This is a genomic window from Thioalkalivibrio sp. ALE21 (assembly GCF_003208255.1).
Classification (GTDB): Bacteria; Pseudomonadota; Gammaproteobacteria; order Ectothiorhodospirales; family Ectothiorhodospiraceae; genus Thioalkalivibrio; species Thioalkalivibrio halophilus.
Map to the genome: position 1 here is coordinate 43,584 of NZ_QKMA01000010.1, position 24,548 is coordinate 68,131.

The window sequence follows — 24,548 nt, forward strand, 5'->3', positions numbered from 1 at the left end:
AGGCCCGTTCGCAATCATGTCCGACGATTTCAACCAGCGCGCCCTCGACTACCACGCCCGCGAACCGGCCGGGAAACTGGCCATCCACGTCACCAAGCCCACCGCCACGCAGGACGACCTGTCGCTGGCGTATTCGCCCGGCGTGGCGGCCCCGGTGCGCGCCATCGCCGACAACCCCGACGAGGTCTACCGCTATACCGGCAAGGGCAACCTGGTGGCCGTGATCACCGACGGCACCGCGGTTCTCGGCCTGGGCAACACCGGCGCGCTGGCTTCCAAACCAGTGATGGAGGGCAAGGGCGTGCTGTTCAAGACCTTCGCCGGGGTCGACGTGTTCGACATCGAGGTCGACGCCGCCCAGCCCGAGGACTTCATCAATACCGTGGCGCGCATCGCCGGCGGCTTCGGCGGCATCAACCTCGAGGACATCGCGGCGCCGCACTGTTTCGAGATCGAACGCCGCCTGAGCGAACGCCTGGACATCCCGGTGTTCCACGATGACCAGCACGGCACGGCCATCATCACCGCCGCCGGCCTGCTCAACGCCCTGTCCATCCAGGGCAAGAACCTGGCCGACGCCCGGATCGTCTGCGTGGGCGCGGGAGCTGCCGGCATCGCATCCATGCAGCTGCTGGTGCGCCTGGGTGCGAGCAAGCACCTCATCCACATGGTCGACCGCAATGGCGTGATCCACAGCCACCGTGAAGACCTCAATGAACACAAGCAGATCTTCGCGGTGGACACCGAGGACCGCACGCTGGAGGACGCCTGCCGCGACGCGGACGTGTTCATCGGGCTGTCCGGCCCGGACATCCTGACCCCGGACATGCTGCGGAGCATGGCGCCGAACCCGGTGATCTTCGCCCTGTCCAATCCGGACCCGGAGATCCAGCCGGACCTGGCCCGCGAGACCCGGGACGACCTGATCATGGCGACCGGCCGCTCCGACTACCCCAACCAGGTCAACAACGTGCTCGGATTCCCGTTCATCTTCCGCGGGGCGCTGGACGTGCGCGCCCGGCGCATCAACGACGCCATGCTGGTCGCGGCCACCCACGCGATCGCCGACCTGGCGCGCGAACCGGTGCCGCAGAGCGTGCTGGACGCCTACGGCCGCGACCACCTGGAGTTCGGACCGGACTACATCCTGCCCACGCCGTTCGATCCGCGCCTGATCGAGACCATCCCGGAGGCGGTGGCCCGGGCGGCCCGCGACAGCGGCGTGGCGCGAACCTGAACACACAGTCCGAGGAGCGCAGGCCATGCAGAAGATCGCCATCGTCGGAGCCGGGCGGGTGGGGGAATCCACCGCGCAGTTCCTTGCCCGCCGTGACCTCGCCCGCGAGATCGCGCTGCTGGATGTCCATGAAGGGACCGCCGCCGGGGCCGCACTGGATATCCAGGAGACCGCGCCCCTGCTGGGCTTCGACACCCGCCTGACCGGTTCCCACGAGGCGGACGTCATCGCCGGTGCGGAACTGGTGATCATCACCGCCGGGCTGCCACGCAAGCCGGGCATGTCGCGCTCCGATGTCCTCGACAAGAACGTCGCGATCCTCGACGAAATCCTCGACCAGGTCCGGCGCCACGCCCCCGACAGTCGCCTGCTGGTGGTCTCCAATCCGGTGGACGTGCTCACCTGGCGCGCGGCGCAGCAGACCGGCTGGAGCCGCGACCGGATCATGGGCCAGGCGGGCGTGCTGGACACCTCGCGCATGGCCGCCTTCATCGCGCTGGAGACCGGCCTGTCGGTGCACGACATCCAGGCCTTGGTGCTGGGCGGGCATGGCGATGCCATGGTCCCGCTGCTGCGCTACTCGCATGTCAACGGCATCCCGCTGGACCGGTTCCTCGACCGCGAAACCCTCGACTCCATCGTCGAGCGCACCCGCCACGGCGGCGCCGAGATCCTCGCCCTCAAGCAGACCTCCAGCGCCTATGCGGCCCCGGCCGCGGCGATCGCCGAGATGGTCGAGGCGATCGCCCTCGACCGGCGCCGGGTCCTGCCCACGGTCGCGCTGCTGGACGGCGAATACGGCCAGCGCGATGTCGCCACCGGCGTCCCCTGCATCCTCGGCCAGGGGGGCATGGAACGCATCGTGGAACTGGATCTCCAGGCCGACGAACAGGCGGATCTCGAGCGTTCCATCGCCGGCATCCGGAAGGATCTTGAACGCCTGCAGTGACCCCGCCCCGTGCCCGACCTGCACGGTCGTGGACACCAGCATCTTCGTGTTCCGTGCCTGGTTCGCGCGCGGCCTCGACCCCGACCCGCAGGGCCGGCCCGGCGGTGCGCTGCACGGCTTCGTCCACTCCCTGTGCCAGTGGTTGCCACGGCGTGCCCCGGGGCCGCTGGGCTTCTGTTTCGACACCTCGCTGCGGCGCGGTTTCCGCCACCGCCTCGACCCCGGGTACAAGGCCCATCGTCCGCCGGCACCCCCCGAACTGCGGGCTCAGTTCGAGCGGATCGGCGAGCTGCTGGACGCCCTCGGGCTGGCCCGCTTCTCACACCCCGAATACGAGGCCGACGATCTGATCGCCACCCTGGCCCGCAACGCGCGCACGGCGGGGCTGCCGGTCGCGGTGATGAGCGCCGACAAGGATCTGGCACAGACCATCCTCGGCGACCGGGACCACCTGCACGACCCGGAACGCGGCCGGCCCATGGATCGCCGGGCCCTCGAGAAGCGCCTGCGCGTGCGCCCCGACCAGGTGGCCGACCTGCTGGCGCTGGCCGGCGACCGCAGCGACAACATCCCGGGGATCCACGGCCTGGGCCCCCGCGGAGCGGCCCGCATCCTGCGCCGCCTGGGCGACCTGGAAAGCGTACTTGCCGATCCCGACGCGGTTCGCCGCTGCAACCTGCGCCGCGCCACCGCCCTCGCGCAGGCGATCGCCGCCGATCCCGAACGCCTGCGTCTGTCGCGCCGGCTGACCGGTCTGGTGAACGACCTCCCGGGACTCCCCCGGGGTTCCGATCTGCCCGCCGAACTGCAGCCGCGCGGACCGGTCAGTGACATACACGCCCGGCTGCATGACCTCGGCGTGCACCCCGACTACCACGAGCGGCTGCTGCATGTGGCCGCCCCGACCCCGGAGGCCATCCCGGCATGAACCCGGTCCGCATTCAACCGCGCCTGGCGACGCGCCTTGCCGCATTCCTGCTGCTGGCCGCGACGGCCGGCCTGCCCGGCACCGCAGCCGCCCATCCGCACGCCTGGATCGATCTCGAGGTCGATTTCGAGCGCGACGCCACCGGCCAGCTGGTGCGCATGCATCACCTGTGGCAATTCGACCCGATGTACTCCGAATACCTCCACGAAGACGCCCTGGCCCACCAGGAGGGCGACAGCGACGTCGAGCGCCTGAACGCGCTGGCGCGCGAGATCCTCGACAATCTGGAGGAATACGACTGGTACACGCACTTCGAGGCCGAAGGCCACGCGATCGAGGTGCGGCCGGAGGGCGAGGCGCGGATGGAAAAGGACGGAGACACCCTGGAATACCGCTTCACCCTGGCGCTCGAGGGTGCGCCCGACCCGGCGCGGACGCCGGTGGCTTACCGCGTCTTTGATCCCACCTATTTCATCGAGATCCTGCACCCTGACGAACGCCCTCCGCAGGTGCGCGGGGCACCGGAATGCGAAGTCGAGGTCGACCGGCCACGGCCCGACCCGGCGATGGTCGCCCGCGCCATGGCCCTGGACTATGGCGCGGAGCCCGAGGAGAACCTCGGGCGCCATTTCGCCGACCGGGTGACCCTGCGCTGCGACTGACATGAGCCGGATCCTGCTGCTCCACAAGCCCTGGGGCGTGCTCAGCCAGTTCACCGACCGCGAGGGCCGTCCCACCCTGGCCGATTACATCGACCTGCCCGGCGTGCACCCGGCCGGACGTCTGGACCGCGATTCCGAGGGCCTTCTGGTGCTCACCGACGATGGCGCTCTGAACGCCCGCATCACCCGCCCCGACCCCGACTCCGCGGGCAAGACCTACTGGGTGCAGGTGGAAGGCGAGCCCGACGAGGCCGCGCTGGAGGCCCTGCGCACCGGGGTCGAACTGCGCGACGGACTCACCCTGCCGGCGAAGGTCGACCGTATGGACCCGCCGGACCTGCCGGAACGCGACCCGCCGGTGCGCTTTCGCCGCCACATCCCCACCCGCTGGCTTGCGATCACCCTTTACGAAGGGCGCAACCGCCAGGTCCGGCGCATGACCGCCGCGGTCGGCCATCCGACCCTGCGCCTGGTGCGCTACCGGGTCGCCTCCTGGACCCTCGACGGGCTGGCCCGCGGCGAGAGCCTGCTGCTTTCCGGCTGATCGGGCGGCATTGCGCGTCATGCCGCGCAAAACACGGGCACGGGGATTGCCAGCCCGCCGGACCTGACGGATGATGGTGGAATACGCGGAGGCTCAGGAGACACAGGCATGCGCATTCGTCAGCGGCTGATCGCCGGCACCCCCGGCATGGTCCTCGCCATGACCCTGACCCTGCTGGTCGGCGGCCCTTCTGCCGCGGACTCCGGTTCCGGCGCGGAAGAAACTCGCTACGCCTTCGAGCGCGGCCTGTTCGTCACCGCCGAACGGGCGCTCAACCGGGGCCACACCGAGGCGTTCGAGCGCGCGCGCGAGACCCTGGCCGATTACCCCCTCGCACCGTATCTCGACTACCGCCGCCTCGCCCGTGACCTTGGGCGGGCAGAACCCGACGCGGTGCGGGAATTCCTCGAGCATCACGGCGATACCCCGCTGGCCGACCGCCTGTACGCCAACTACCTGCGCCATCTGGGCGAGGAATCCGAATGGGATACCCTGCTGGAGATGGTCGACGACCAGCGTTCCATGAGGGTGACCCAGGACTGCCATCGCCGCCAGGCCCTGCTGGACCGAGGCGAGGACGACGCCGCGCTGGAGGACATCGAGTCGATCTGGCTGCACGGCCATTCGCGGCCCTCGGCCTGTGACCCGGCTCTGGACGCCTGGCGGGATGCCGACGGCCTGACCAGTGAACTGGCGATGCAGCGCTTCGCCCTCGCCATGGACGCCGGCCAGACCGGGCTGGCCCGCTACCTGCGCCGCTACCTCGACCGTGACGACGAAGCCTGGGCCGAGCGCTGGCTCAACCTCCGGGAACGGCCGCGTCGGGTCGCCCGGGCCGACTTCGACGCCGGCGACCACCCGCAGGCCGGCCCCATGGCCGAGGACGCCTGGAAACGCTGGATCCGCTCCGACCTGGACGCCGCCCTGGACGCCTGGCAGGAGCGGGCCGCGAACGGCCCGGCGACCCTGGATAGCGACGGCCGCAACGCGGTGGCCCACGCCCTGGGCCTGCGCCTGGCGGTGCGCTACCGCGACGAGGCCCCCGAGTTCCTCGCCGGACTGGACGAAGAGGTCTTCGACGCCCAGCTGCGCCAGTGGCAGGTACGCGTGGCCCTGCGGGCGGGGGACTGGGAAACCGTGCGCGACGCGGTCCGCGCCATGCCGCGCGAAACCCGCGAAGAGGCCCAGTGGCGCTACTGGTTCGCGCGCGCCGAAGAGGCCCTGGGCAATGCGGACAGCGCCCGCGATCATTACGAGCGGGCCGCCACCGAACGCAATTTCCACGGGTTTCTCGCCGCCGACCGGATCGGGCAGCCCTACCGTATCGGACATCGGCGCGCGGATCTGGACAACGGCCTGCGGGTGCGCGTGCGCAACCAGCCCGCGATGCTGCGGATGCGCGAACTGCTGCGGCTGGATCGCCACACCGAGGCGCGGCGCGAATGGCAGCACGCGGTCGCGCGCATGGACAACGACGAGCGGGTGGCCGCGGCACACGAGTTCGCCGAATGGGGCTGGCACGACCGGGCGATCTTCACCGTGGCCCGCGCGCGCCAGTGGGACGACGTCGAACTGCGTTTCCCGCTGGCCTTCGACGATCTGATCGTTGCCGGCGCCCGCGATCAGGGCATTGATCCGGCCTGGGCCATGGCGGTCGCACGCCAGGAGAGCGCCTTCCTGCATGACGTGCGTTCACACGCGGGCGCGCTGGGCATCATGCAGATCATGCCGGCCACCGGGCGCAACATCGCCTCGGCCGCGGGCGTGCAGGTGAATTCCGACTGGGACATCCTCGAGCCCGCGAACAATGCCCGCCTGGGCACCTACTATCTCGGGCGCAATCAGGAGCGCTTCGGCGGCCACGGGCTGCTGTCCACCGCCGCCTACAACGCCGGGGCCCACCGGGTCCGGCAATGGCTGCCGGAAGACGGCGAGACCCTGGATGCGGACATCTGGGCGGAACTGATCCCGTTCTCCGAGACCCGCAAGTACATCCGCCGGGTGTACGCCTACCGCATCCTGTACGCCGTGCGTCTCGGCCAGGAACCGCCGTCGATGGCCAGCCTGCTGTATCCGGTCACCGCGGAATCGCACCTGGCCGAGGCCCGTCAGGCCCATCTGCGCGAGGTGCACGGCGGGGACGACATCGCCCTGAATCGCGGCTACTGCGGCTTCCCCGGCGGCGGCGCGGACCCCTGCTGACGCCGCCTCAGCCGGTCAGGATGTCCTGACGCATGCGGCTGGCGATACCCTCGGCCAGCTGCTGCCATTCCTTCGCGTGCGCCGGATCCAGCATCTCGTCGGTGGTCGCGCGGAAGTGCTCCATCCAGGCCTGAAGATCGTCTTCGGTCAGCTTCAGCGGCGCGTGCTTGCCCACCATGTCGATGGTCGGAGGCTGTTCCAGACGCCCGCCCAGGTTCTGGTACCAGAAATCGCTGATCCGGCGCACGTGATCCTCGAAATCCTCGATGCGCTCGAAGTGATGTCCGATCCGGGGATCGGCCGACACCCGGCGGTAAAACTCGTCGATCACGGCGCGGATCTGCTCCGCCCCGATCTTGTCGCATAGTGGTTCCAGTTTGCGGAAGGCCATCTCGGGACTCCTGACGTTCGGGGTGTGTAGTGGTTAACCTGTCAGCCACATCCGCCACGGGAGACAGACACATGACGCGAAGCAGCGCACGGGACGACGACCTGACCGCCGCCCTGGCCCGGTGCATCACGGACCATACCGGAGTGCCGTTCGAGGCGACAGGCCGCAGCGCACGTTCCGGCGGCTCCATCAACCAGGCCCTGCGTCTGGAGGGCACCGACGGCCGCCGCTTCTTCGTCAAGCTCAACCGCGGCGACCACGCCGGCATGTTCGCCGCCGAGGCCCGTGGCCTGACCGAACTGCAGCGCTGCGAGGTACTGAAGATCCCCGCGGTGATCGGCACCGGCGAGGCCGCCGGCGCCCGTTTCCTGATCATCGAGGACCTGGACCTGGGCGGCCCGCGCGACGCGGTCGCGCTGGCGTGGGGCATTGCCGACATGCACTCGCACACCGCCAGCCGCTTCGGCCTCGACGAGGACAATTTCATCGGATCCACGCCGCAGTCCAATCGGCCGCATGCGGACTGGGTGGATTTCTATCGCGAGGAGCGCCTGGGCTTCCAGCGCCGCCTGGCCCGCGACCGCGGGGCCCCGCGCGGGCGCCTGGACACGCTGGCCGAGCTGGAGGAACGCCTGGACGGCTTCTTTACGGACTACCGCCCGCAGCCGTCCCTGCTGCACGGCGATCTGTGGAGCGGCAACTGGGACTTCCTCGGCGACGGGCGGCCGACGCTGTTCGATCCGGCCACCTATTACGGCGACCCGGAGGCCGACCTGGCGATGATGGAGCTGTTCGGCCACCCCGGGAAGGATTTCTTTGCCGCCTACGCCGAACAGCGGCCGCTGGATCCGGGCTACGCCACCCGCCGGACGCTGTACAACCTGTACCACATCCTCAACCACGACCACCTGTTCGGCGGCGGCTACGGCTCGCAGGCCGAGCGCATGGCACAGCAGCTGCTCGCCGAAGTGCGCTGACGCGGGTCAGCCGCGGTTGCCGGCCTCCGGCACGATGGACGAATAGATGGCCGAGTAGTCGGCATCGCCCAGCCCCCGATCGGCGGCCTGCTCGAGCAGATCCGCCAGCAATGGCAACCAGGGGTCGGACAGTCCCGCGTCGGCGGCTGCCTGATGGGTCAGGCGCACGTCCTTGAGCAGGTGCTTGACCGGGAAGTTGGCGGTGCCGAAGTCCCCCGTGCACATCTTGTCCAGCTTCTTGTCGAAGGTGGGTGCGTAGAGGGCGCTCTCGCGCAGGATCTCCATGAAGGTGTCGACCTCCACACCCTCGCGCCGCACCAGTCCCAGGCTCAGGGAGAATGCCGCCGTAAGGCTGGCGATCAGCTGGTTGAAGGCCAGTTTAAGCGCGGCGCCCTGCCCCGGGCCGCCCACATGCCGGACCGTGCTGCCCAGCGCCTCCAGCACCGGGGCGACCCGCTCCACGTCCACCTCATGCTCGGCACCGGCCATGATCAGCAGCCGGCCCTCGCGGGCCTCCGGGATGGACCCCAGCACCGGGGCCTCGACATAGCACCCTCCGGCCGTCCGCACGCGCTCGCCCAGGGCCCGGCTCTCGGCCGGCAGGATGGTGCCCATCTGGATGAAACAGCGCCCGTCGAGCGTTCCCGGGGACAGATCGGCGAGCACGGACTCGATGGCACGGGCATCGCTGAGCATCAGAATCACCCAGTCCGCGCCCTGGACCGCGGCGTCCGGGGTGGAATACACGGTTGCCCCGGCGCGGGCCAGATCCTCGGCCCGTGCCGGGGTGCGATTGTATGCCTGCAGCGGGAACCCCGCGTCCAGCAGCCGCAGGCCCATGGGGGTTCCCATCAGCCCGCAGCCCAGCAGTGCCACCTGTGACATCGATGCCTCCTAGCGGATCTTGTCGTCGAGGTCTTCGGTGTAGCCGAACAACGTGTGCGGGGGAGGCGCTTCGCGCTGGTAGCGGCTGGGCGTGACCGCCTCGGTCTGCTGCAGCGAGCGGTACAGCCCCACCATCATGATCAGCATCACGATGGAGAACGGCAGGCCGACACTGATCGCCGCCGCCTGCAGCGCGCCCAGCCCCCCGGCCACCAGCAGCACCGAGGCCACGATTCCTTCGGCCACGGCCCAGTACACGCGCTGGGTCACGGTGGGATTGCGCACGTCACCCGAGGCCAGGGTGTCGATCACCAGCGAACCGGAGTCCGAGGAGGTGACGAAGAAGGTGACGATGAGCAGCGTTGCCGCAGTCATCACCACGATCGCCATCCAGTCCAGCATCGGCAGGGCCTCGATGGTCAGAAACAGTGCGGTCTCCATCTGCTCCGAGACCTGCCCGGCCACGTCGGCCACGCCTTCGAGCTGGAAGCCCATGGCCGTGCCGCCGAACACCGACAGCCAGACGAACCCGGCCGCAGTCGGGGCCAGCAGCACGCCGGTCACGAACTCGCGGATGGTGCGCCCGCGCGAGACCCGCGCGATGAACATGCCGACGTACGGCGCCCAGGAGATCCACCAGCCCCAGTAGAAGATGGTCCAGGTCGTGGCCCAGCCGGAATCCTCGATGGTATCGGCCCACAGGCTCATCGCGGGCAGGTTCTGGACATAGACGCCGGTGGATTCCACCAGGGTCCGCAGGATGAACAGCGTGGGCCCGAGCACCAGCAGCAGCGCGATCAGCACCACGCTCAGGCCGATGTTGAAGTTTGACAGCCGCTTGATCCCGCGATCCACGCCCAGGGCCACGGAACCCACCGCGATCAGGGTGATGATCGCGACCAGCACGACCTGGTTCAGCGTGCTTTCTTCGATGCCGAAGACGAAGTTGAGGCCCGAGTTGATCTGCATGACCCCCAGGCCCAGCGAGGTCGCGACCCCGAACATCGTCCCGAACAGCGCAAGGATGTCGACCAGGTGTCCCCACGGGCCGTAGATGCGGTCGCCGATGAACGGGTACAGCGAGGAGCGGATCAGCAGCGGCAGGTTGTGCCGGTAGGCGTAATACGCCAGCGACAGGCCCACGATGATGTAGATCGCCCAGGCGTGCAGCCCCCAGTGGAAGAAGGTGTAGCGCATCGCCTCCATCGCCGCCGCGCTGGATTCACCCTCGGCATGCGGCGGCGACATGTAGTGGTACATCGGCTCGGCGATGGAGAAGAACAGCAGCCCGATGCCCATGCCGGCGGAGAACAGCATCGCGAACCAGGACGCGTAACTGAACCGCGGCGCCTCGAACTGATCGCCCAGACGCACCCCGCCGTAGCGGCTGAACATCAGGTACAGGGCAAAGATCAGGAAGATCGTCACCACCAGCATGTAGTACCAGCCGAGGTAACGGGAGATGCCGTCGCGCGTCTGCACGAACAGGCCCTCGGCCGTCTCGGAAAACGCCGCCCCGAAAAGCACGAAGGCCACGATGATGATGCTGGCGATGATGAAGACCGGACTGCAGATGACCCCGAAGCCGCGCACGCGCGTCTGGGACAGACCGGGAGTGGATGATTCATCCATGGATGACTCCCCTTTTGCATGGGTAGCGTGGCGGCCGGGTCGTGGGACGCTGACGCCGGCCCCGCACGCGGATGGAAATGCCTTGAACGGATGATCCTACGGTAGCGAATGCCCCGGGGTACTGCAAAAAAGCGGCTCCGCCGGCTCCAGCAGCAGCCCGCGGGCCTGCCCTGCGGTGCGCTCGCGCAGGATGTGCCACTGCGCCCCCGTCACCTCCGCCGGGTCGCGATGGGCTTCCAGTTCGACATACACGCGCCCCCCGGGCGCCAGCCAGCCCCCGCCCGCCAGGGTGCGCAGTGCCGGGGCGAGCAGGTCGCGCTCGAACGGCGGGTCGAGGAACACCACGTGGAACGGGGCGGCGACGTCCGGGCCCGCCTCCAGCAGACGCGCCGCATCGGCACAGCGCACCTCCACGCCGCTGGCGCCCAGCTCTTCGACGGCCTGCTGCAGCAGCGCGACGGCACGCCGGTCGCGCTCCACCATCAACACCGACTGCGCCCCGCGCGAGGCCGCCTCGAACCCCAGGGCCCCGGTACCGGCGTACAGGTCCAGCACCCGCGCACCGGGCAGATGCGGCTGCAGCCAGTTGAACAGGGTCTCGCGCAGGGCGTCGGCGGTAGGACGCAGGCCCTGCACGTCGGCCACCGACAGCCAGCGCCGCCGCCACGCGCCGCCGATGATGCGGACCCGGGACTCGTGGCCGCGCCGCCCCGCGGAACCCGCCCCGCGCCTACGGTTCTTCGCCACCGACGATCACCGTGACCAGGGCCTGCGGGTCGACCCGTTCCCGTATGGCCCGCTGCACGTCGTCCAGCGTCACCGCTTCCATCCGTGCGGGGTAGTGCGTCAGATAGTCCGCGCCGAGATCGTAGAAACCGATCAGGGCCAGATGCGACACGATCCCCGAGCTGGAGGCCAGGCGCAGCGGGAAACCGTTGACCACGTTGGCGCGCGAGGCCTCCAGCTCGGCCGGCTCCACGCCCTCGGCATGCCAGCGCCGGATCTGCTCGTGCAGGGCTTCCACCGCCTCGGCGGTCTGCTCGGTGCCGGTCTGCATCGAGACGCTGAACGGTCCCTCCGCGGCGCGCGACCCGAACCCGCTGCTGACGGAATAGGCCAGTCCGCGCTCGCTGCGCAGCTCGCGGAACAGACGCGAGGTGAAGCCACCTCCGCCCAGGACGTGGTTGCCCAGGGTCAGCGGGTAATAGGCATCGTCACCACGCCGCAGGGCCGGTGCGCCGATGCGGATGTGCGCCTGCTCCGAGGGGAACGGGACATGCTCCGTCACCGCACCCTCCAGCGGCGGCACCGGCGGCAGCGGTTCGGCCGGTTCACCGGGCCGCAGGGCCTGCGAGACCCGCGCCGCCAGAGCTTCGGCCTGCCGGCGATCCACGCCGCCGGTGATCGCCAGCACGCCGTTGCGCGCCGTGTAATACCGCTCGAAGAAGCCGCGCGCGTCCTCGGGGCTCATCGCCTCCAGGCTCTCGCGATCCCCCGCCGGCCAGTTGGCGTACGGATGATCGGCGTAAACCAGCTCGTGGAAACGCCGCGCGGCCACGCTGTCCGGCTCCTGACGCTCCCGCTGCAGTCCCAGCAGGGCCTGGCGCCGCGCCCGGTCGAAGTCGCCCTCGGGGAAGGCGGGTTCCGCGAGCACCGTGGTCAGGGTTTCCATCGCGGTGTCGAGCCAGTCCGTCTCGGTGAGACTGCGCAGCGAGACCACGGCCATGTCCCGCTGCGAGCTGGTACTGAAACGGGCACCCACGGACTCGAAGCGCTCGGCCAGCGCATCGGCATCCATCGCCGTCGTGCCGTGACGCAGGCTCCGGCTGGTCATGCGCGCCAGCCCCGGCAATTCGCCGTCCCTCGCCGCACCGGCATCAAAGGTCAGGCGCAGGTCCACCATCGGCAATTCCGGGGCCTCGACGAACAACACCTGCAGGCCCTCGTCGGTTTCCCAGCGATCGATCTCCATCGCCGCCGCAGGCGCCGCGCACAGCGCCGCCAGCACCACTCCTGTCCAGCGAATCACAGCTCACCTCCATATTCGGCGGCCGGTTCCTCCGACTCGCGCTCGTCCAGCGGCAGCGGATCCAGGATCCCCACCGTCAGGGTCTCCGGCACCAGGTATTCCTGCGCGACGCGGCGCACATCCTCCGCGGTGACCGCGCGCACCCGCTCGACGAAGGCGCCCAGCTCCTGCCAGCCGATGCCGACCGTCTCCAGCATCGCCAGCTGCGACGCCTGCGCATGCACCGAGTCGCGGCCGTAGACCTCGGACGCCACGACCCGTGCCTGCACGCGCTCCAGCTCATCTTCGCCCACCGGCTCCTCGCGCAGGCGTTCGATCTGCTCGCGCAGGGCGGCCTCCAGTTCCCCGGGATCGGTGTCCGCCGCCGGCACCCCGCCCAGCATGAACAGCCCGTCACGGCGGGTGAACGGGCTGTAGCTGGCCGCGGCGGAGCCGGCGATCTCGCGCCCGCGCTCCAGCTCGCGGGCGAGCCGGGAGGCCTCGCCGGAGGACAGCACCCCCTCCAGCACCAGCAGGGCATAGGCATCGTCCGGCTCTTCCAGCGAGTTCAGCGACGGCGCCTTCCAGCCCATCATCACGTAGGGCAGTTCGGCCGGCACCTGCACGGTGATGCGGCGCTCACCGGTCTGCGGGGGTTCACTGCGTGCCGGACGTTCCACGCCGGGGCCGGCGGGGATATCGCCGAAATGGCGTTCGGCGGCGGCCACCACCGCCTCGGCGTCGACGTCACCCACCACCGCGACCACCGCATTGTCCGGGGTGTACCAGGTGTCGTACCAGTCCTGCAGGGCGTCCACGCTGTACTCGTCGATGTCGCTCATCCAGCCGATCACCGGCTGGCCGTAGGGATCGGCATGAAAGGCCGCGGCCATGAACGCCTCGCGCAGACGCGCGTTGGGCCGGTCGTCCACGCGCTGGCGGCGTTCCTCGCGCACCACCTCGCGTTCGGGCAGGAATTCCTCCTCGGTCAGGCGCAGGTGCTGCATGCGCTCGGCCTCCATCTCCAGCAGGGTCTCCCAGTGGTCGCTGCCCAGCAGCTGGTGATAGCCAGTGTAGTCGCGCCCGACGAACGCGTTCTCGCGACCACCCAGGCGCGACACGACGCGCGAGAATTCACCGGGCTCGAAGGCCTCGGAGCCGCGGAACATCATGTGTTCCAGCATGTGCGAGATGCCGGTGACCCCGCCGTATTCGTCGGCCGAGCCCACGCGGTACCAGATCTGGGTGGAAACCACCGGCGCCCGCCGATCCTCCAGCACCAGGACGGTCAGACCGTTGTCCAGACGGGTCTCGACAACATTGTCGGTGATGGAACCGGATGCCGCGGCGGGAGCCGCGAACAGGGCCGTCAGGCAAAACAGCAACGGGGCCAACCCCGGGACGTGAACACGCATGTTGTGAACCTGCCTCGTGCCAGGGAAACGCTGATCAATATGCACGTTCGCGTTGGCACCCCGGGTTTTCCGAGACAAGGCGCGTCGCGCAGCGGGTAGTGGTTCTACCCGCAAGCGGCGCAACGCAGGATCGGGGAACCCGGGGCGCCAACCCCGAAGGGGCTCGGCCGCTTTTGCGCGCGCACGGCGTTGCGGCTCCCTTGTGCAGAATGACTGCACGGCGGTCGCCGCGCCTTGTTCGCGCGCAAAAGCGACTCGAGCGCGAACGTGCATATTGATCAGCGTTTCCCTAAGATTATGCATCTCTCAACAGACCTCTCCCGGCATGTTCGGTTTCCGCAAAAAGAAAAAGTCCGAAGACTCCGCGAACGACGCCACGCCGGCCGCCGAGGAAAAACCGGCGCGCGGCGGGTGGTTCCAGCGCCTGCGCCAGGGCCTGTCCAAAACCGGCCAGGTGCTCAACGCCGATCTCGGCAGCCTGTTCCGCCGGCGCATCGACGACGAGCTCTTCGAGGAACTGGAAGAGCGCCTGCTGATGGCGGATGTCGGCCTGGAAGCCACGCAGAAGATCATGGACCGAATCACCGGCGAGGTGAAGCGGCGCGAGCTCGACAACGCCGAAGCGCTGATGGACGCGCTGGAAAACGCGATGATCGAGGTGCTGGAACCGGTCTCCGAACCGCTGACCCTGCCCGATGATCCGGGTCGGCCGTTCTCCATCCTGGTGGTGGGCATCAACGGGGCGGGCAAGACCACCACCATCGGCAAGCTGGCCCATCACTTCCGCGCCGACGACTTCTCCGTGATGCTGGCCGCCGGCGACACCTTCCGCGCCGCGGCGGTAGAGCAGCTGCAGAACTGGGGCGAACGCAACGAGGTACCGGTGATCGCCCAGGGGACCGGCGCCGACTCCGCCTCGGTGGTCTACGACGGCCTGCAGGCCGCCACCTCGCGCGGCATCGACGTGATGATCGCCGACACCGCCGGGCGCCTGCACACCCAGACCAACCTCATGGACGAGGTGCGCAAGGTCAAGCGGGTGATGGGCCGGCTGGACGCGCAGGCCCCGGACGAGGTTCTGCTGGTGGTGGACGGCGGCACCGGGCAGAACGCCCTGAGCCAGGCGCAGCAGTTCCACGAGGCCCTCGGCCTGACCGGCATCGTCGTCACCAAGCTGGACGGCACTGCCAAGGGCGGGATGATCTTCGCCCTGGCGGAACAGCTGGGCGTGCCGGTACGTTTCATTGGCGTGGGCGAGAAGCCCGAGGACCTGCAGCCCTTCGACGCCCGCCGCTTCGTACGGGCCCTGCTCGGCCGGGACGACGACTGACCCGTCGATGATCTTCCTGCAGCGCGTCACCAAGCGGTTCGGCTCCCACTCCGAGGCCCTCAGTCAGGTCAGCCTGAAGATCGACCCCGGAGTGATGGCGTTCATCACCGGCCCGTCCGGGGCGGGCAAGAGTACCCTGCTGCGCCTGATTGCCGGGCTGGAACGTCCGACCCGTGGCCGCCTGCGGGTCAACGGCTTTGATCTCGATCAGCTCTCCGCGCGCGACATCCCGCAGTTTCGCCGCAGCATCGGACTGGTCTTCCAGGATCACCGCCTGCTGTATGACCGCCCGGTGTACGACAACATCGCCCTGCCGCTGGAGATCATGGGGTACCGGCGACCCGAGATCCGCCGCCGGGTGCGTGCGGCGCTGGACAAGGTCGCCCTGCTGCATCGCGAGACCGCGCGGCCGCAAACCCTGTCGGCCGGGGAGCAACAGCGGGTCGGGATCGCCCGTGCGATTGTCCACCGCCCGGCCCTGCTGCTGGCGGACGAACCCACCGGGAACCTCGACCCGGCGCTGTCGCGCGAGATCCTCGCGCTGTTCGCCGATTTCAACCGCATCGGCATGACCGCGCTGGTCGCCTCGCACGACCAGGATCTGGTGGAACGCATGCCGCACCCGGTGCTGCATCTGGAAGACGGGCGCATCGAGGCCCGCGCGCGCCAGGAGGCCGGCGCATGAACCGCGCCCGGGCCCTGCGCGACCGCCTGGGCGCGTGGCGCGAGGCCCACGCGGACGCCGCGCGGCGCAGCCTCGCACGGCGGCTGCAGGCCCCGGTCATGTCCCTGATCAGCATCGCGGTGCTGGGTTTCATCCTGGCGCTTCCCGCGTTCCTGTGGGTCCTGCTGGACAATGCGCGGGCACTCTCCGCCCACGTCGACCATGAACCGCGCATCGCAGTCTATCTGGAAGCCGGCGAGTCCGACGCACTGCAGGAGCACGCGCGGGAGCTGGAGCGGCTCGCGGATGTCGGCCGCGTGACGGCCGTCCCGGCCGAACGCGCCCTGGAGGACTATCGCGCCGACCTGGCCGATCCGGCCCTGCTCGACTGGATGGACGGCAACCCCCTGCCGGACACCCTGGACGTGGTGCCGGAGCGCAGCGACCCGGAAACGGTCACGCGTCTCGAGACGGCCCTGGCGGAGCGTTTCCCCGACGCCACGCTGGTCAGTGATGACGAGTGGGTGCGCCAACTCAACGCTCTGTACCAGCTCGGTACGCGGGTCCTCACGATCGTCGCCGGCCTGCTGGGCCTGGGTGCCCTGCTGGTGCTGGCCCTGGCCAGCGCGTCCGAACTGCGCGAGCGGCGCGAGGAGATCACCATCGCGCGGATCAGTGGCGCAACCCACCGCTTCCTGCGCCGTCCGTCGCTCTATGGGGGCGTCTATGGCGGGCTGGGCGGGGGGCTGTTCGCCGTGCTCCTGCTCTACCTCGGCACCTGGCTGGCGCGCGAGCCGCTGGAGACGGCCGCCGGGGCCTTCGATATCGACTATGCCCTGCGTTTACCGGGCCCCGAGGTTGCGTTGGGCGTGGTCATGGCGGCGGTTATCCTCGGCTGGGCGGGCGCACGTCTGGGCAGCGGACACGCCCTGCGGGATGCCCCGTGATCCCCGTGATCCCCGTGACCGACCCCGGGTTGAAATCGGCGGTGCACACCCCATATTGCGGAACTCCCGGAGGGTTTAGCACTCGAATGGTTTGAGTGCTAAAGTTGAAGCTGTTACGAAGGGAGGGATGCAAATCCATGAGTCAGGCACTGATGCCCCATCGCGCGGACATGCCCGTTCCGGTGGGCGATCTCAATCATTACATGCAGGCGGTATCGCAGATCGAGGTACTGAACGCCGAGCAGGAGCGCGAGCTCGCGCTGGAGCTGCACGAGCGCAACAACCTCGAGGCCGCCCGCAGCCTGATTCTGCACAACCTGCGGTTCGTGGTGCACGTGGCCCGCGGCTACAGGGGCTACGGCCTGCCGCTGGGCGATCTGATCCAGGAAGGCAACGTGGGCCTGATGAAGGCGGTACGCCGGTTCGATCCGCACAAGGGCGTGCGCCTGGTGTCCTTCGCCGTTCACTGGATTCGTGCCGAGATCCACGAATACATCCTGCGCAACTGGCGGATTGTGAAGGTCGCGACCACCAAGGCGCAGCGCAAGCTGTTCTTCAACCTGCGCAGCGCCAAGCAGCGCCTGGGCTGGATGAACCGCGAGGAAGTCTCCGCGGTGGCCGAGGACCTCGGCGTCAGCGAGGCGGAAGTCTGGGAGATGGAAAACCGTCTGGCCAACCAGGACACCAGCTTCGATCCGCTTCCCGAAAACGATGACGACGAACGGACAGCCCTCGCACCGGCACAGCGCCTGAGCCTGGAGGACATGAGCGACGACCCCGCCCGGGTGGCCGAGGAGGCCGACTGGGACGCGCATTACAGTTCGCGTCTGGGCGAGACCCTGGAAGAGCTGGACGAGCGTTCGCGCGACATCCTGATGCGCCGCTACATGGGCGAAAAGAAGGCGACCCTCCACGAGCTGGCAGCGGAATACGGGGTCTCGGCCGAACGCATCCGGCAGATCGAGAATGCCGCGATCCGCAAGATCCGTACGGCCTTCGCTGACTGAGTCTCGGATCCGCGCCCTTTCGCAGGGGCCGTGATCGAAAAAGCCCCCGGCGATTCGCGTCGCCGGGGGCTTTTTCGTTAGCGGTCTTTCGGTAGCCCCTCAGCCGAAGAGGATCACCGAGAAAAAGCTGAACCACGACCAGACGACCAGGACAGCCGTGAGGGTCAGCGGGAAGTTTTCGAAGGTAAACCAGCCACCCATGACGCCACCTCAAGATCCATTACGTTTTCGTGGGCAAGATTAAGACGTTTCGGCGAGGGGCGCAAGGGGGTCAACCGTCGCGCGTGTCCGAACCGGCCTCCTCCGGGCGCCGGGAGGTCGGGGCCTGCCCGTCGTCCTCACGCCGCTCCTTCGCCGCCCCGCGCCCGCCGGACCCGCTGGCCGGAGGCTGCGTGGGAATCCTGGGGTCATCGTCGTCCATCAGGATACGGTGGGCCGGCCCCTCGAGGTCATCGTACTGTCCGGAGCGGATCGCCCACAGCAACAGCAGTCCGACCACCAGGGCGAACAGCATGGCCAGCGGAATGAGCAGGTACAGGATGTTCATGCCTCCAGTGTACGGAGGCAGCCGCGGGCGTCAAAACCCCGCGCGGGCACCGTTCAGGTCGAGTCACGCGGGCGCGGCGGCCGCAGGCGCAGGGCGTTGCCCACCACCAGCAGCGAACTGAGCGACATCCCCAGCGCGGCCAGCCACGGAGTCAGGATGCCCGAGGCGGCCACGGGCAGGGCCACGACGTTGTAGCCGATGGCCCAGATGATGTTCTGCCGAATCACGTGCCGCGTCGCCCCGGCCCGCTCGAACACGCCCGGCAGGCGGTCGAGGCGATCCGACAGCAGCACCAGGTCCGCGCGGGTGCGCGCCAGGCTGCTGCCGCCACCCATGGCCAGGGATACGTCGGCCCCGGCCAGCACGGGGGCATCGTTGACCCCCTCGCCCGCCATCAGCACGCACTCGCCACGTGCCTGACGTTCGCGCACATGGGCCAGCTTGTCGTCCGGCGACAGGCCGCCGTGGGCTTCCGTGATCCCGAGCCGCTCGGCGAACCTCGCCGCCGCCTCGGGCCGGTCGCCGGTCAGCAGAATGACCCGCAGGCCACGCTCCTGCAGGGCCCGCACCGTGGCCGCGGCCTCGGCGCGCGGGGTGTCGGCAAGCCAGAAGGTCGCCACCACTCGGCCATCCACCGCCAGCCACACCGGTGAGGCCAGGGGGTCGGGCGTGGTGTTCGGACCGGTCGGCGGCGCGGCGGGCATCAGTGACGCTCCGCCGACGGCGACGTGATGCCCGTCGATCGTGCCGGTCAGGCCTTCGCCGGGGTGATTTTCGACCCCGGCCGCGACCGGCTGCCCGCCCGCCTCGGCGACCAGCGCGCGCGCCAGGGGGTGTTCGGAATGCCGCTCCAGGGCCGCGGCCCACGCCAGCGCACGCTCGGGATCGAATGCCGGGTCATGGACCTCGGTCGCCACCCGCCGGGGCCGGCCGTCGGTGAGCGTGCCCGTCTTGTCCAGACACACGGTGGTGACGCGTGGCAGGACCTCCAGCGCAGAGCCCCGGGTCAGCAGAACGCCGTCGCGCGTCAGCGTCCCCGTGGTCGCGGTGAGCGCCACCGGCGTCGCCAGGGCGAGGGCACACGGGCAGGTCGCGACCAGCATGGCGACCATCACCCACAGGGCCCGGGCCGGGTCGATCAGGAAATACCAGACAAGCCCGGCCAGCAGCGTGAGCACCAGCACCGCGGCGACGAACCACCCGGTACCCGCCTCGGCCATGCGCGCGACCCGGGGCTTTGCGGTCTGCGCGCGATCCAGCAGCCGCTGGATCGCCGCCAGGGTGGTCTCCGCTCCGACCCGGCGGACCTCCACCACCAGCGGGCTCTCGACGTTCACCGTGCCTCCGACCACGTCGGTACCGGCACTGGCCGGGCGCGGCTCGGGTTCCCCGGTCAGCAGGGCCCGGTTCACCGTCGACCGCCCGTCCACCACCACGCCATCCGCAGGCACGGATTCACCCGGGCGTACCTGCACCCGATCGCCGGGCTCGAGCTCCGCCACGGGCACCGACTCGGTTTCGCCATTGTCGGTGACCCGGCGTGCGATCGCCGGGACCAGACGGTCCATGCGATCCACCGCTTCGCTCGCATGCTGGCGCGCCATCAGCTCGAGGTAACGCGAGGTCAGCAGGAAAAAGACGAACATCACCACCGACTCGAAATAGACATGCTCGCCGGTGCCGGAGAACACCGCCCACACGCTGGCCAGGTAGGTCGCGATGATCGCGATGCTGACCGGTACGTCCATACCCAGTTGTCGGTGCCGCATATCCCGCCACGCGCTCTGATAGAACGGAATCGCGGAGTACAGCACCACCGGTGTGGCGAAGATCGCGGCCACCAGGCGCATGAAATCGATGATCGACTCGTGCTGCGGATCCCCCTCCCCCAGCCACAGGGCCACGGCGAGCATCATCACCTGCATCATGCCGAGGGCAGCAACCCCCAGGCGACGCAGGGCGAGCCCGCGCTCACGGGCCAGCGCCTGTTCGCGCGTGCCGGGGTCGTAGGGATGGGCGCGATAACCGATGTCCCGGATCGCACGCAGGATATCGGACAGCGCCAGACGCTCGGGGTCCCAGGTCACCCGGGCCCGATGCGTGGAGTAGTTGACGCGGAATTCCTCGACGCCGTCCAGTGCCTGGACGTGGCGCTCGTTCAGCCAGACGCAGGCCGCACAGGTGATGCCCTCGAGGATCAGCGACGCCTCGCGACGTTCACCGGAGGTGGCCTCGCGGGCCGTCACGAACTGGCGCTGAACCGCCGGAGCGTCAAACAGTTCGAGTTCGCGCAGCTCGTCGGGGACGATGCTGTCGCCCGATGCGGCCGGCGCCGCGGTGCGATGATGATAATACGACCCCAGGCCGCGCTCGATGATCGCGCCGGCAACGGCCTGGCAGCCGGGGCAGCAGGTGGGGCGACAGGCGCCCTCGAACTCCACCGGGTAGTCGGCACCAGGGGGTACCTCGAGACCGCAGTGAAAACAGTGCTCCTCCGGCACCGCATCCGACAGCGCCGGTTCGTTCACCGCATGCTGGCTCACGACAGGGTCAGACGCATGGCCTCATCGGGACCCGCGCCGTCAGCCCGAGTGACCGTGAACGCGCGTGTTCGCCTGCTGTTCGACCTGCGCCCCGTCGCGTTCGACGAAGAAGCGCAGATCCCAGCGCCCGGCCTCGGGAAGTGCCACGTCGACCTCGTAGAATCCGTCACCCCGTTCGCGCATGGCGAAGGGCTGATCCTTGCGATGGTCGGCGAGCCAGAGGAAGGTACCCGAGACCTCGGCCCCTTCCAGAGGCTGGCCCTCGGCGTCGCGGACCTCGACCCGCAGCGTCTCGGTCTCCCCCTTGCGGGGCTCTCCCAGCCAGCCCTGCCGGATCTCCCAGCCGCGCGAAGCCTGTTGCTCCAGTTCGCTCATGCGATGCACCGCCAGCGCCTGGTCGCGATCCTCGAAGCCGTCGACCAGCCCCGGAAACGCCGAGGTCACGCGCTCCACGGGGGCGTCCGGCTCGGGCAGCAGGGTACCGATGAAACGGTCCGGCATGCCATTGTGCGCGAGGGTAATCAGCACGGCCTGAACCGTTGCAATGATGGTGAAGAACCCGACGATCACCATCGGCGCCCAGTGCAGACGCCCCACGTGGGCCTTGCCGGCGGCCGCCTCGGCCTCCTTCTGGCTGAACACGATCCCGAGCCCGTAAGGCACGATCACGTACAGCGCCAGATGGATGGCGAAGACATCCGCCCCCTGCCAGGCAAGAATGGAAGCCGGGATGAACACGAACAGCATGACCGCCACCACGACGGCAGCCGCGTGATAGGCGCGCAGGCGCGTGAAGCGGTAGATCAGGAAGAACAGCAGCGCCAGGGCGGCACTGCCCAGGCCAAGGGTAATAACCAGGTTGCTCATGATGCCTTCAACGTCCACGGGGACGGGGTTGCGTCCGGTGTTTGCGAACCCCGGCACATCCGTTTGCCGGGGTAGAGGTCCGCCCTCCGGTCAGCGCGCGTAGCTGAACTGGGAGCCGATGGTGTAGGGGTCGATCCGACCCTGACGATCCGTAATCACGAAGTCGAACGGGATCCGGGATCCGGAGGCATCCGCCGGAACATCGTAGCGCACTCGCGCCAGCACCGTCAGGCGTTCGCCCGGCTCCAGGCGGATGTCCGACACCTGCCCCAGATCCAGCGTGGCACCGTCCAGGCCATCGATCCCCAGTTCAAAGTCGAGCACTTCCTGACTCGTATTGTTCAGGCGGATTTCGTAGGAGTTCTGGATCTGGCCGTCCGACATCTGTACGTAGAGGGGCTGGCGCACCTGATTCACGTTGGCATCCATCGGCGGACGATCCAGGATGCTCGCCACCAGGGCCCCCAGGATGACCAGCATCACCGCCCCGTAACCCACGGTCTTCAGCCGGATCGGGTGCGTCTTGCCACCTTCCAGCTCGCGTTCGGAGGTGTAGCGGATCAGGCCGCGGGGCCAGCCCTGCTTGTCCATGATCGTGTCGCAGGCATCCACGCACAGCGCGCAGTGGATGCACTGATACTGGAGTCCGTCCCGGATGTCGATCCCGGTGGGACACACCTGCACGCAATAGCCGCAATCAATGCAGTCGCCGACACCCGCCGCCTGGCGCTCCTCGCGCGTCTGGAACCCCTTGACCGGCTTCGCCCGCCCTGCCGAACCTTCGCCGCGGTTCTCGTCGTAGGACACAATCATGGTGTCCTTGTCGAACATCACGCTCTGGAACCGCGCGTACGGGCAGATAAAGGTGCAGACCTGTTCGCGTGCCAGCCCCGCTGCCGTGTAGGTGGTGGCCGTGAGGATGCCCGCCGTCACATAGGCTGCAAACACGGCCTCGCCGACGAAGAACTGCTGCACGATGGTGGGCGCGTCACCCCAGTAGAGGACGAACCCCAGTCCGGTGGCAAACGCAACCAGCAGCCACGAGGCGTGCGTCGCGGTGTATTTGAGGATCTTTTCGCCATTCCATGGCTGCTTCGACAGCCGGATCCGCGCGGGCCGCTCACCCTGGATCTTCCGCTCCAGGAACATGTACACGTCGGTCCACAGCGTCTGGAAACAGAAATAGCCGCAGAACACGCGACCGGCCAGACCGGTCACGAAGAAGAGCGTGACGGCAGCGAGCATCAGGAAGCCGGCGAGCCAGAAGATATCCTGTGGATACACCACGAGATCGAACAGGAAGAACTGGCGACCCGGGATATCGAAGAGGATGGCCTGATTCGGGCCGTACTCACGCTCCCAGCGGATCCACGGAAGCAGGAAATAGACGCTGTAGGCGACGAGCAGGATACCGGTCTTGAGGTTGCGGAACCGCCCTTTAACCGAACGCGGATGGATCGGGATACGGGCTTCGTACATCGGCTGCTGTTCCGCCATCAATGCCTCCCGGGGAACGGCCCCGGATCAGGGACGCCGCGGGTCCGGTGTCCCATGGGATTTGAATCATTAACAGCTAATACGGGTGCGAGGTCAAGAACCTCGCACCCATGCGGTCGGATATCGACGCGGAGGAGGCAGCGGGCTTACGGCTGCCCGCCACCGAGGGAGTGCACGTAGGCCGTCAGGATCTTGATCTCTTCATCCGACAGCCGATCCGCGAATGCCGGCATCTCGCGCTGGGCACCGTCGCCGATGAAACGCGCGACCTGACGGAGACGCTCGCCATCGTCGGCAGCACCGTGCACGTCCACCAGACCCCAGATGTCATTGGTCAGGTTGGGCGCGCCCTGGGATTCGATCCCCTCGCCCCCGGTACCATGGCACTGGAAGCAGCCGCCGTCAGTGCCGGTGAAGATCCGCTCGCCCGCCTCGACCGCGGCCGGATCCATGTCGTAGCCGTTCATCGACAGGACGAAAGCGGAGACGTTATCCAGCTGCTGGTCCGAAAGGATGCCCCGATAACCGGGCATGTAGCCCAGGCGTCCCTGAACCAGGGTTTCTTCGATCTGCTCCACCGTGCCGCCCCACTTCCAGTGGTCGTTCCGCAGGTTGGGATACTGGCCGATCACGCCGGCACCGCCCACCTGATGGCAGGCCGCGCACCACGTGCCGAAGGAACCCTGGGCGTAGGCGTTCACGAAGCTCATCGCGTCCGCGTCCTGCAGGATTTCGGCGTACTCCATGCCCGCAACCTGTTCCAGCATGTTGCGCTGGCGCACGGCGTATTCACCGGTCTGCATGTCCCGGTAGAACAGCGCACGGGTGTTCCAGTGCGTGGTGACCTCCTCGCCGTCCTGCTCGTAGGTCACCGAAGCCAGCCCCTTGGTGAAGGTGTCGCCGATGGGCCAGGCCGGGTAGAGGACCCAGTAGACCAGGGCGAACACGACCGTGGCGTAAAAGCCCCACAGCCACCAGCGCGGCAGCGGATTGTTGTATTCGGCGAGGTCCTGGTCCCAGACGTGACCGGTGGTTTCCACCTCACCCTTACCCGGTTTGCGATTGTCCTGTGTGCTCATTGCTCGTCACTCTCGGTTTTGTCACGCCGGGACGTCGTCGGCTCCCGATGTGAATCATCATCATCCAGAGGAATGTAGCGATACGTCTCGAATTTCCGTGCACGCCGGGGGTTGGCGAACAGATAGATCACCACCCCGACGAACGTGCTCATGAACAGGATCAGGGCCAGGGTCTTGCTGTTGCCCATGTCCTGGATCCATTCCCACAAATTCAGCATGACGGAATCGAGCTCCCTG

23 protein-coding genes are annotated in these 24,548 nt (G+C 68.5%); 11 read left to right on the forward strand and 12 right to left on the reverse strand.

All coding sequences use genetic code 11. From position 1 onward, the window contains the following. Positions 1-16: 16 nt before the first annotated feature. The 6 genes from D893_RS09325 to D893_RS09350 all read left to right on the forward strand — a co-directional run bounded on the left by D893_RS09325 (position 17) and on the right by D893_RS09350 (position 6,522). Complete coding sequence (locus D893_RS09325; RefSeq protein ID WP_018947063.1) at positions 17-1,237, forward strand: malic enzyme-like NAD(P)-binding protein; 1,221 nt, start codon at positions 17-19, stop codon at positions 1,235-1,237. 25 nt (positions 1,238-1,262) lie between these two features. Beyond that, the gene (mdh, locus tag D893_RS09330) at positions 1,263-2,186 is read left to right on the forward strand and encodes a malate dehydrogenase (RefSeq protein WP_018869104.1); all 924 of its coding nucleotides are present in this window, start codon (positions 1,263-1,265) and stop codon (positions 2,184-2,186) included. Continuing rightward, on the forward strand, positions 2,170-3,114 hold the full coding sequence (locus D893_RS09335) for a 5'-3' exonuclease H3TH domain-containing protein (protein WP_110619636.1): 945 nt from the start codon (positions 2,170-2,172) through the stop codon (positions 3,112-3,114). The genes mdh and D893_RS09335 overlap by 17 nt, the downstream gene beginning before the upstream one ends. After that, positions 3,111-3,776: a DUF1007 family protein gene (locus D893_RS09340; RefSeq protein ID WP_024329233.1), complete on the forward strand. Its 666-nt coding sequence runs from the start codon at positions 3,111-3,113 to the stop codon at positions 3,774-3,776. The genes D893_RS09335 and D893_RS09340 overlap by 4 nt, the downstream gene beginning before the upstream one ends. Position 3,777: 1 nt before the next feature. Then, a complete protein-coding gene (locus tag D893_RS09345) occupies positions 3,778-4,320 on the forward strand; it encodes a pseudouridine synthase (protein ID WP_110619637.1) in 543 nt (180 codons plus the stop codon). A 108-nt stretch (positions 4,321-4,428) separates the two neighbouring features. Beyond that, positions 4,429-6,522, forward strand: a complete 2,094-nt coding sequence (locus D893_RS09350; protein ID WP_110619638.1) for a transglycosylase SLT domain-containing protein — start codon at positions 4,429-4,431, stop codon at positions 6,520-6,522. A gap of 7 nt (positions 6,523-6,529) precedes the next feature. On the opposite strand, the gene D893_RS09355 is transcribed toward D893_RS09350, so the two are convergent. Then, positions 6,530-6,913: a group III truncated hemoglobin gene (locus tag D893_RS09355; RefSeq protein WP_018869099.1), complete on the reverse strand. Its 384-nt coding sequence runs from the start codon at positions 6,911-6,913 to the stop codon at positions 6,530-6,532. A 71-nt stretch (positions 6,914-6,984) separates the two neighbouring features. Between D893_RS09355 and D893_RS09360 the strand changes: the two genes are divergently transcribed. Then, a complete protein-coding gene (locus D893_RS09360; protein ID WP_110619639.1) occupies positions 6,985-7,890 on the forward strand; it encodes a fructosamine kinase family protein in 906 nt (301 codons plus the stop codon). Positions 7,891-7,896: 6 nt separating this feature from the next. Here the strand turns inward: D893_RS09360 and D893_RS09365 are convergent, their stop codons facing one another. From D893_RS09365 to D893_RS09385, 5 genes are all read right to left on the reverse strand, one after another. Further along, positions 7,897-8,775 carry an NAD(P)-dependent oxidoreductase gene (locus D893_RS09365; RefSeq protein WP_110619640.1) on the reverse strand — a complete coding sequence of 293 codons (879 nt, stop codon included), beginning with the start codon at positions 8,773-8,775 and terminating at the stop codon, positions 7,897-7,899. A gap of 9 nt (positions 8,776-8,784) precedes the next feature. Then, positions 8,785-10,407 carry a BCCT family transporter gene (locus tag D893_RS09370; RefSeq protein WP_110619641.1) on the reverse strand — a complete coding sequence of 541 codons (1,623 nt, stop codon included), beginning with the start codon at positions 10,405-10,407 and terminating at the stop codon, positions 8,785-8,787. A gap of 96 nt (positions 10,408-10,503) precedes the next feature. Further along, entirely contained in the window at positions 10,504-11,154 is a 651-nt protein-coding gene (gene rsmD, locus D893_RS09375; RefSeq protein ID WP_018947071.1) for a 16S rRNA (guanine(966)-N(2))-methyltransferase RsmD, read from the reverse strand. Beyond that, the gene (locus tag D893_RS09380) at positions 11,138-12,379 is read right to left on the reverse strand and encodes a pitrilysin family protein (RefSeq protein WP_246863904.1); all 1,242 of its coding nucleotides are present in this window, start codon (positions 12,377-12,379) and stop codon (positions 11,138-11,140) included. Before D893_RS09380 ends, rsmD begins: the two co-directional genes overlap by 17 nt. A 53-nt stretch (positions 12,380-12,432) precedes the next feature. Beyond that, entirely contained in the window at positions 12,433-13,830 is a 1,398-nt protein-coding gene (locus D893_RS09385; RefSeq protein ID WP_110619642.1) for a pitrilysin family protein, read from the reverse strand. Positions 13,831-14,155: 325 nt separating this feature from the next. On the opposite strand from D893_RS09385, the gene ftsY reads away from it, so the two are divergent. From ftsY to rpoH, 4 genes are all read left to right on the forward strand, one after another. After that, a complete protein-coding gene (gene ftsY, locus D893_RS09390; RefSeq protein ID WP_018869092.1) occupies positions 14,156-15,160 on the forward strand; it encodes a signal recognition particle-docking protein FtsY in 1,005 nt (334 codons plus the stop codon). A 7-nt stretch (positions 15,161-15,167) separates the two neighbouring features. Next, positions 15,168-15,845, forward strand: coding sequence for a cell division ATP-binding protein FtsE (gene ftsE / locus D893_RS09395; protein WP_110619643.1), 678 nt, complete (start codon positions 15,168-15,170; stop codon positions 15,843-15,845). After that, positions 15,842-16,771 (forward strand): permease-like cell division protein FtsX, encoded by a 930-nt coding sequence (locus D893_RS09400; RefSeq protein WP_110619644.1) that lies wholly within the window; start codon positions 15,842-15,844, stop codon positions 16,769-16,771. Before ftsE ends, D893_RS09400 begins: the two co-directional genes overlap by 4 nt. Before the next feature lie 137 nt (positions 16,772-16,908). Further along, positions 16,909-17,778 carry an RNA polymerase sigma factor RpoH gene (rpoH, locus tag D893_RS09405; RefSeq protein ID WP_018947077.1) on the forward strand — a complete coding sequence of 290 codons (870 nt, stop codon included), beginning with the start codon at positions 16,909-16,911 and terminating at the stop codon, positions 17,776-17,778. A 271-nt stretch (positions 17,779-18,049) separates the two neighbouring features. Here the strand turns inward: rpoH and ccoS are convergent, their stop codons facing one another. The 6 genes from ccoS to D893_RS09435 form a co-directional block, all read right to left on the reverse strand. Beyond that, a complete protein-coding gene (ccoS, locus tag D893_RS09410) occupies positions 18,050-18,325 on the reverse strand; it encodes a cbb3-type cytochrome oxidase assembly protein CcoS (RefSeq protein WP_077243547.1) in 276 nt (91 codons plus the stop codon). A 53-nt stretch (positions 18,326-18,378) separates the two neighbouring features. Next, on the reverse strand, positions 18,379-20,868 hold the full coding sequence (locus D893_RS09415; RefSeq protein ID WP_110619645.1) for a heavy metal translocating P-type ATPase: 2,490 nt from the start codon (positions 20,866-20,868) through the stop codon (positions 18,379-18,381). Between the two features lie 39 nt (positions 20,869-20,907). Beyond that, on the reverse strand, positions 20,908-21,735 hold the full coding sequence (locus D893_RS09420) for a FixH family protein (protein ID WP_110619658.1): 828 nt from the start codon (positions 21,733-21,735) through the stop codon (positions 20,908-20,910). Positions 21,736-21,825: 90 nt separating this feature from the next. Beyond that, a complete protein-coding gene (gene ccoG, locus D893_RS09425; RefSeq protein ID WP_018947081.1) occupies positions 21,826-23,232 on the reverse strand; it encodes a cytochrome c oxidase accessory protein CcoG in 1,407 nt (468 codons plus the stop codon). Positions 23,233-23,378: 146 nt separating this feature from the next. Continuing rightward, complete coding sequence (ccoP, locus tag D893_RS09430; RefSeq protein ID WP_110619646.1) at positions 23,379-24,311, reverse strand: cytochrome-c oxidase, cbb3-type subunit III; 933 nt, start codon at positions 24,309-24,311, stop codon at positions 23,379-23,381. Next, complete coding sequence (locus D893_RS09435; protein ID WP_018947083.1) at positions 24,308-24,529, reverse strand: cbb3-type cytochrome c oxidase subunit 3; 222 nt, start codon at positions 24,527-24,529, stop codon at positions 24,308-24,310. Before D893_RS09435 ends, ccoP begins: the two co-directional genes overlap by 4 nt. Positions 24,530-24,548: the final 19 nt, after the last annotated feature.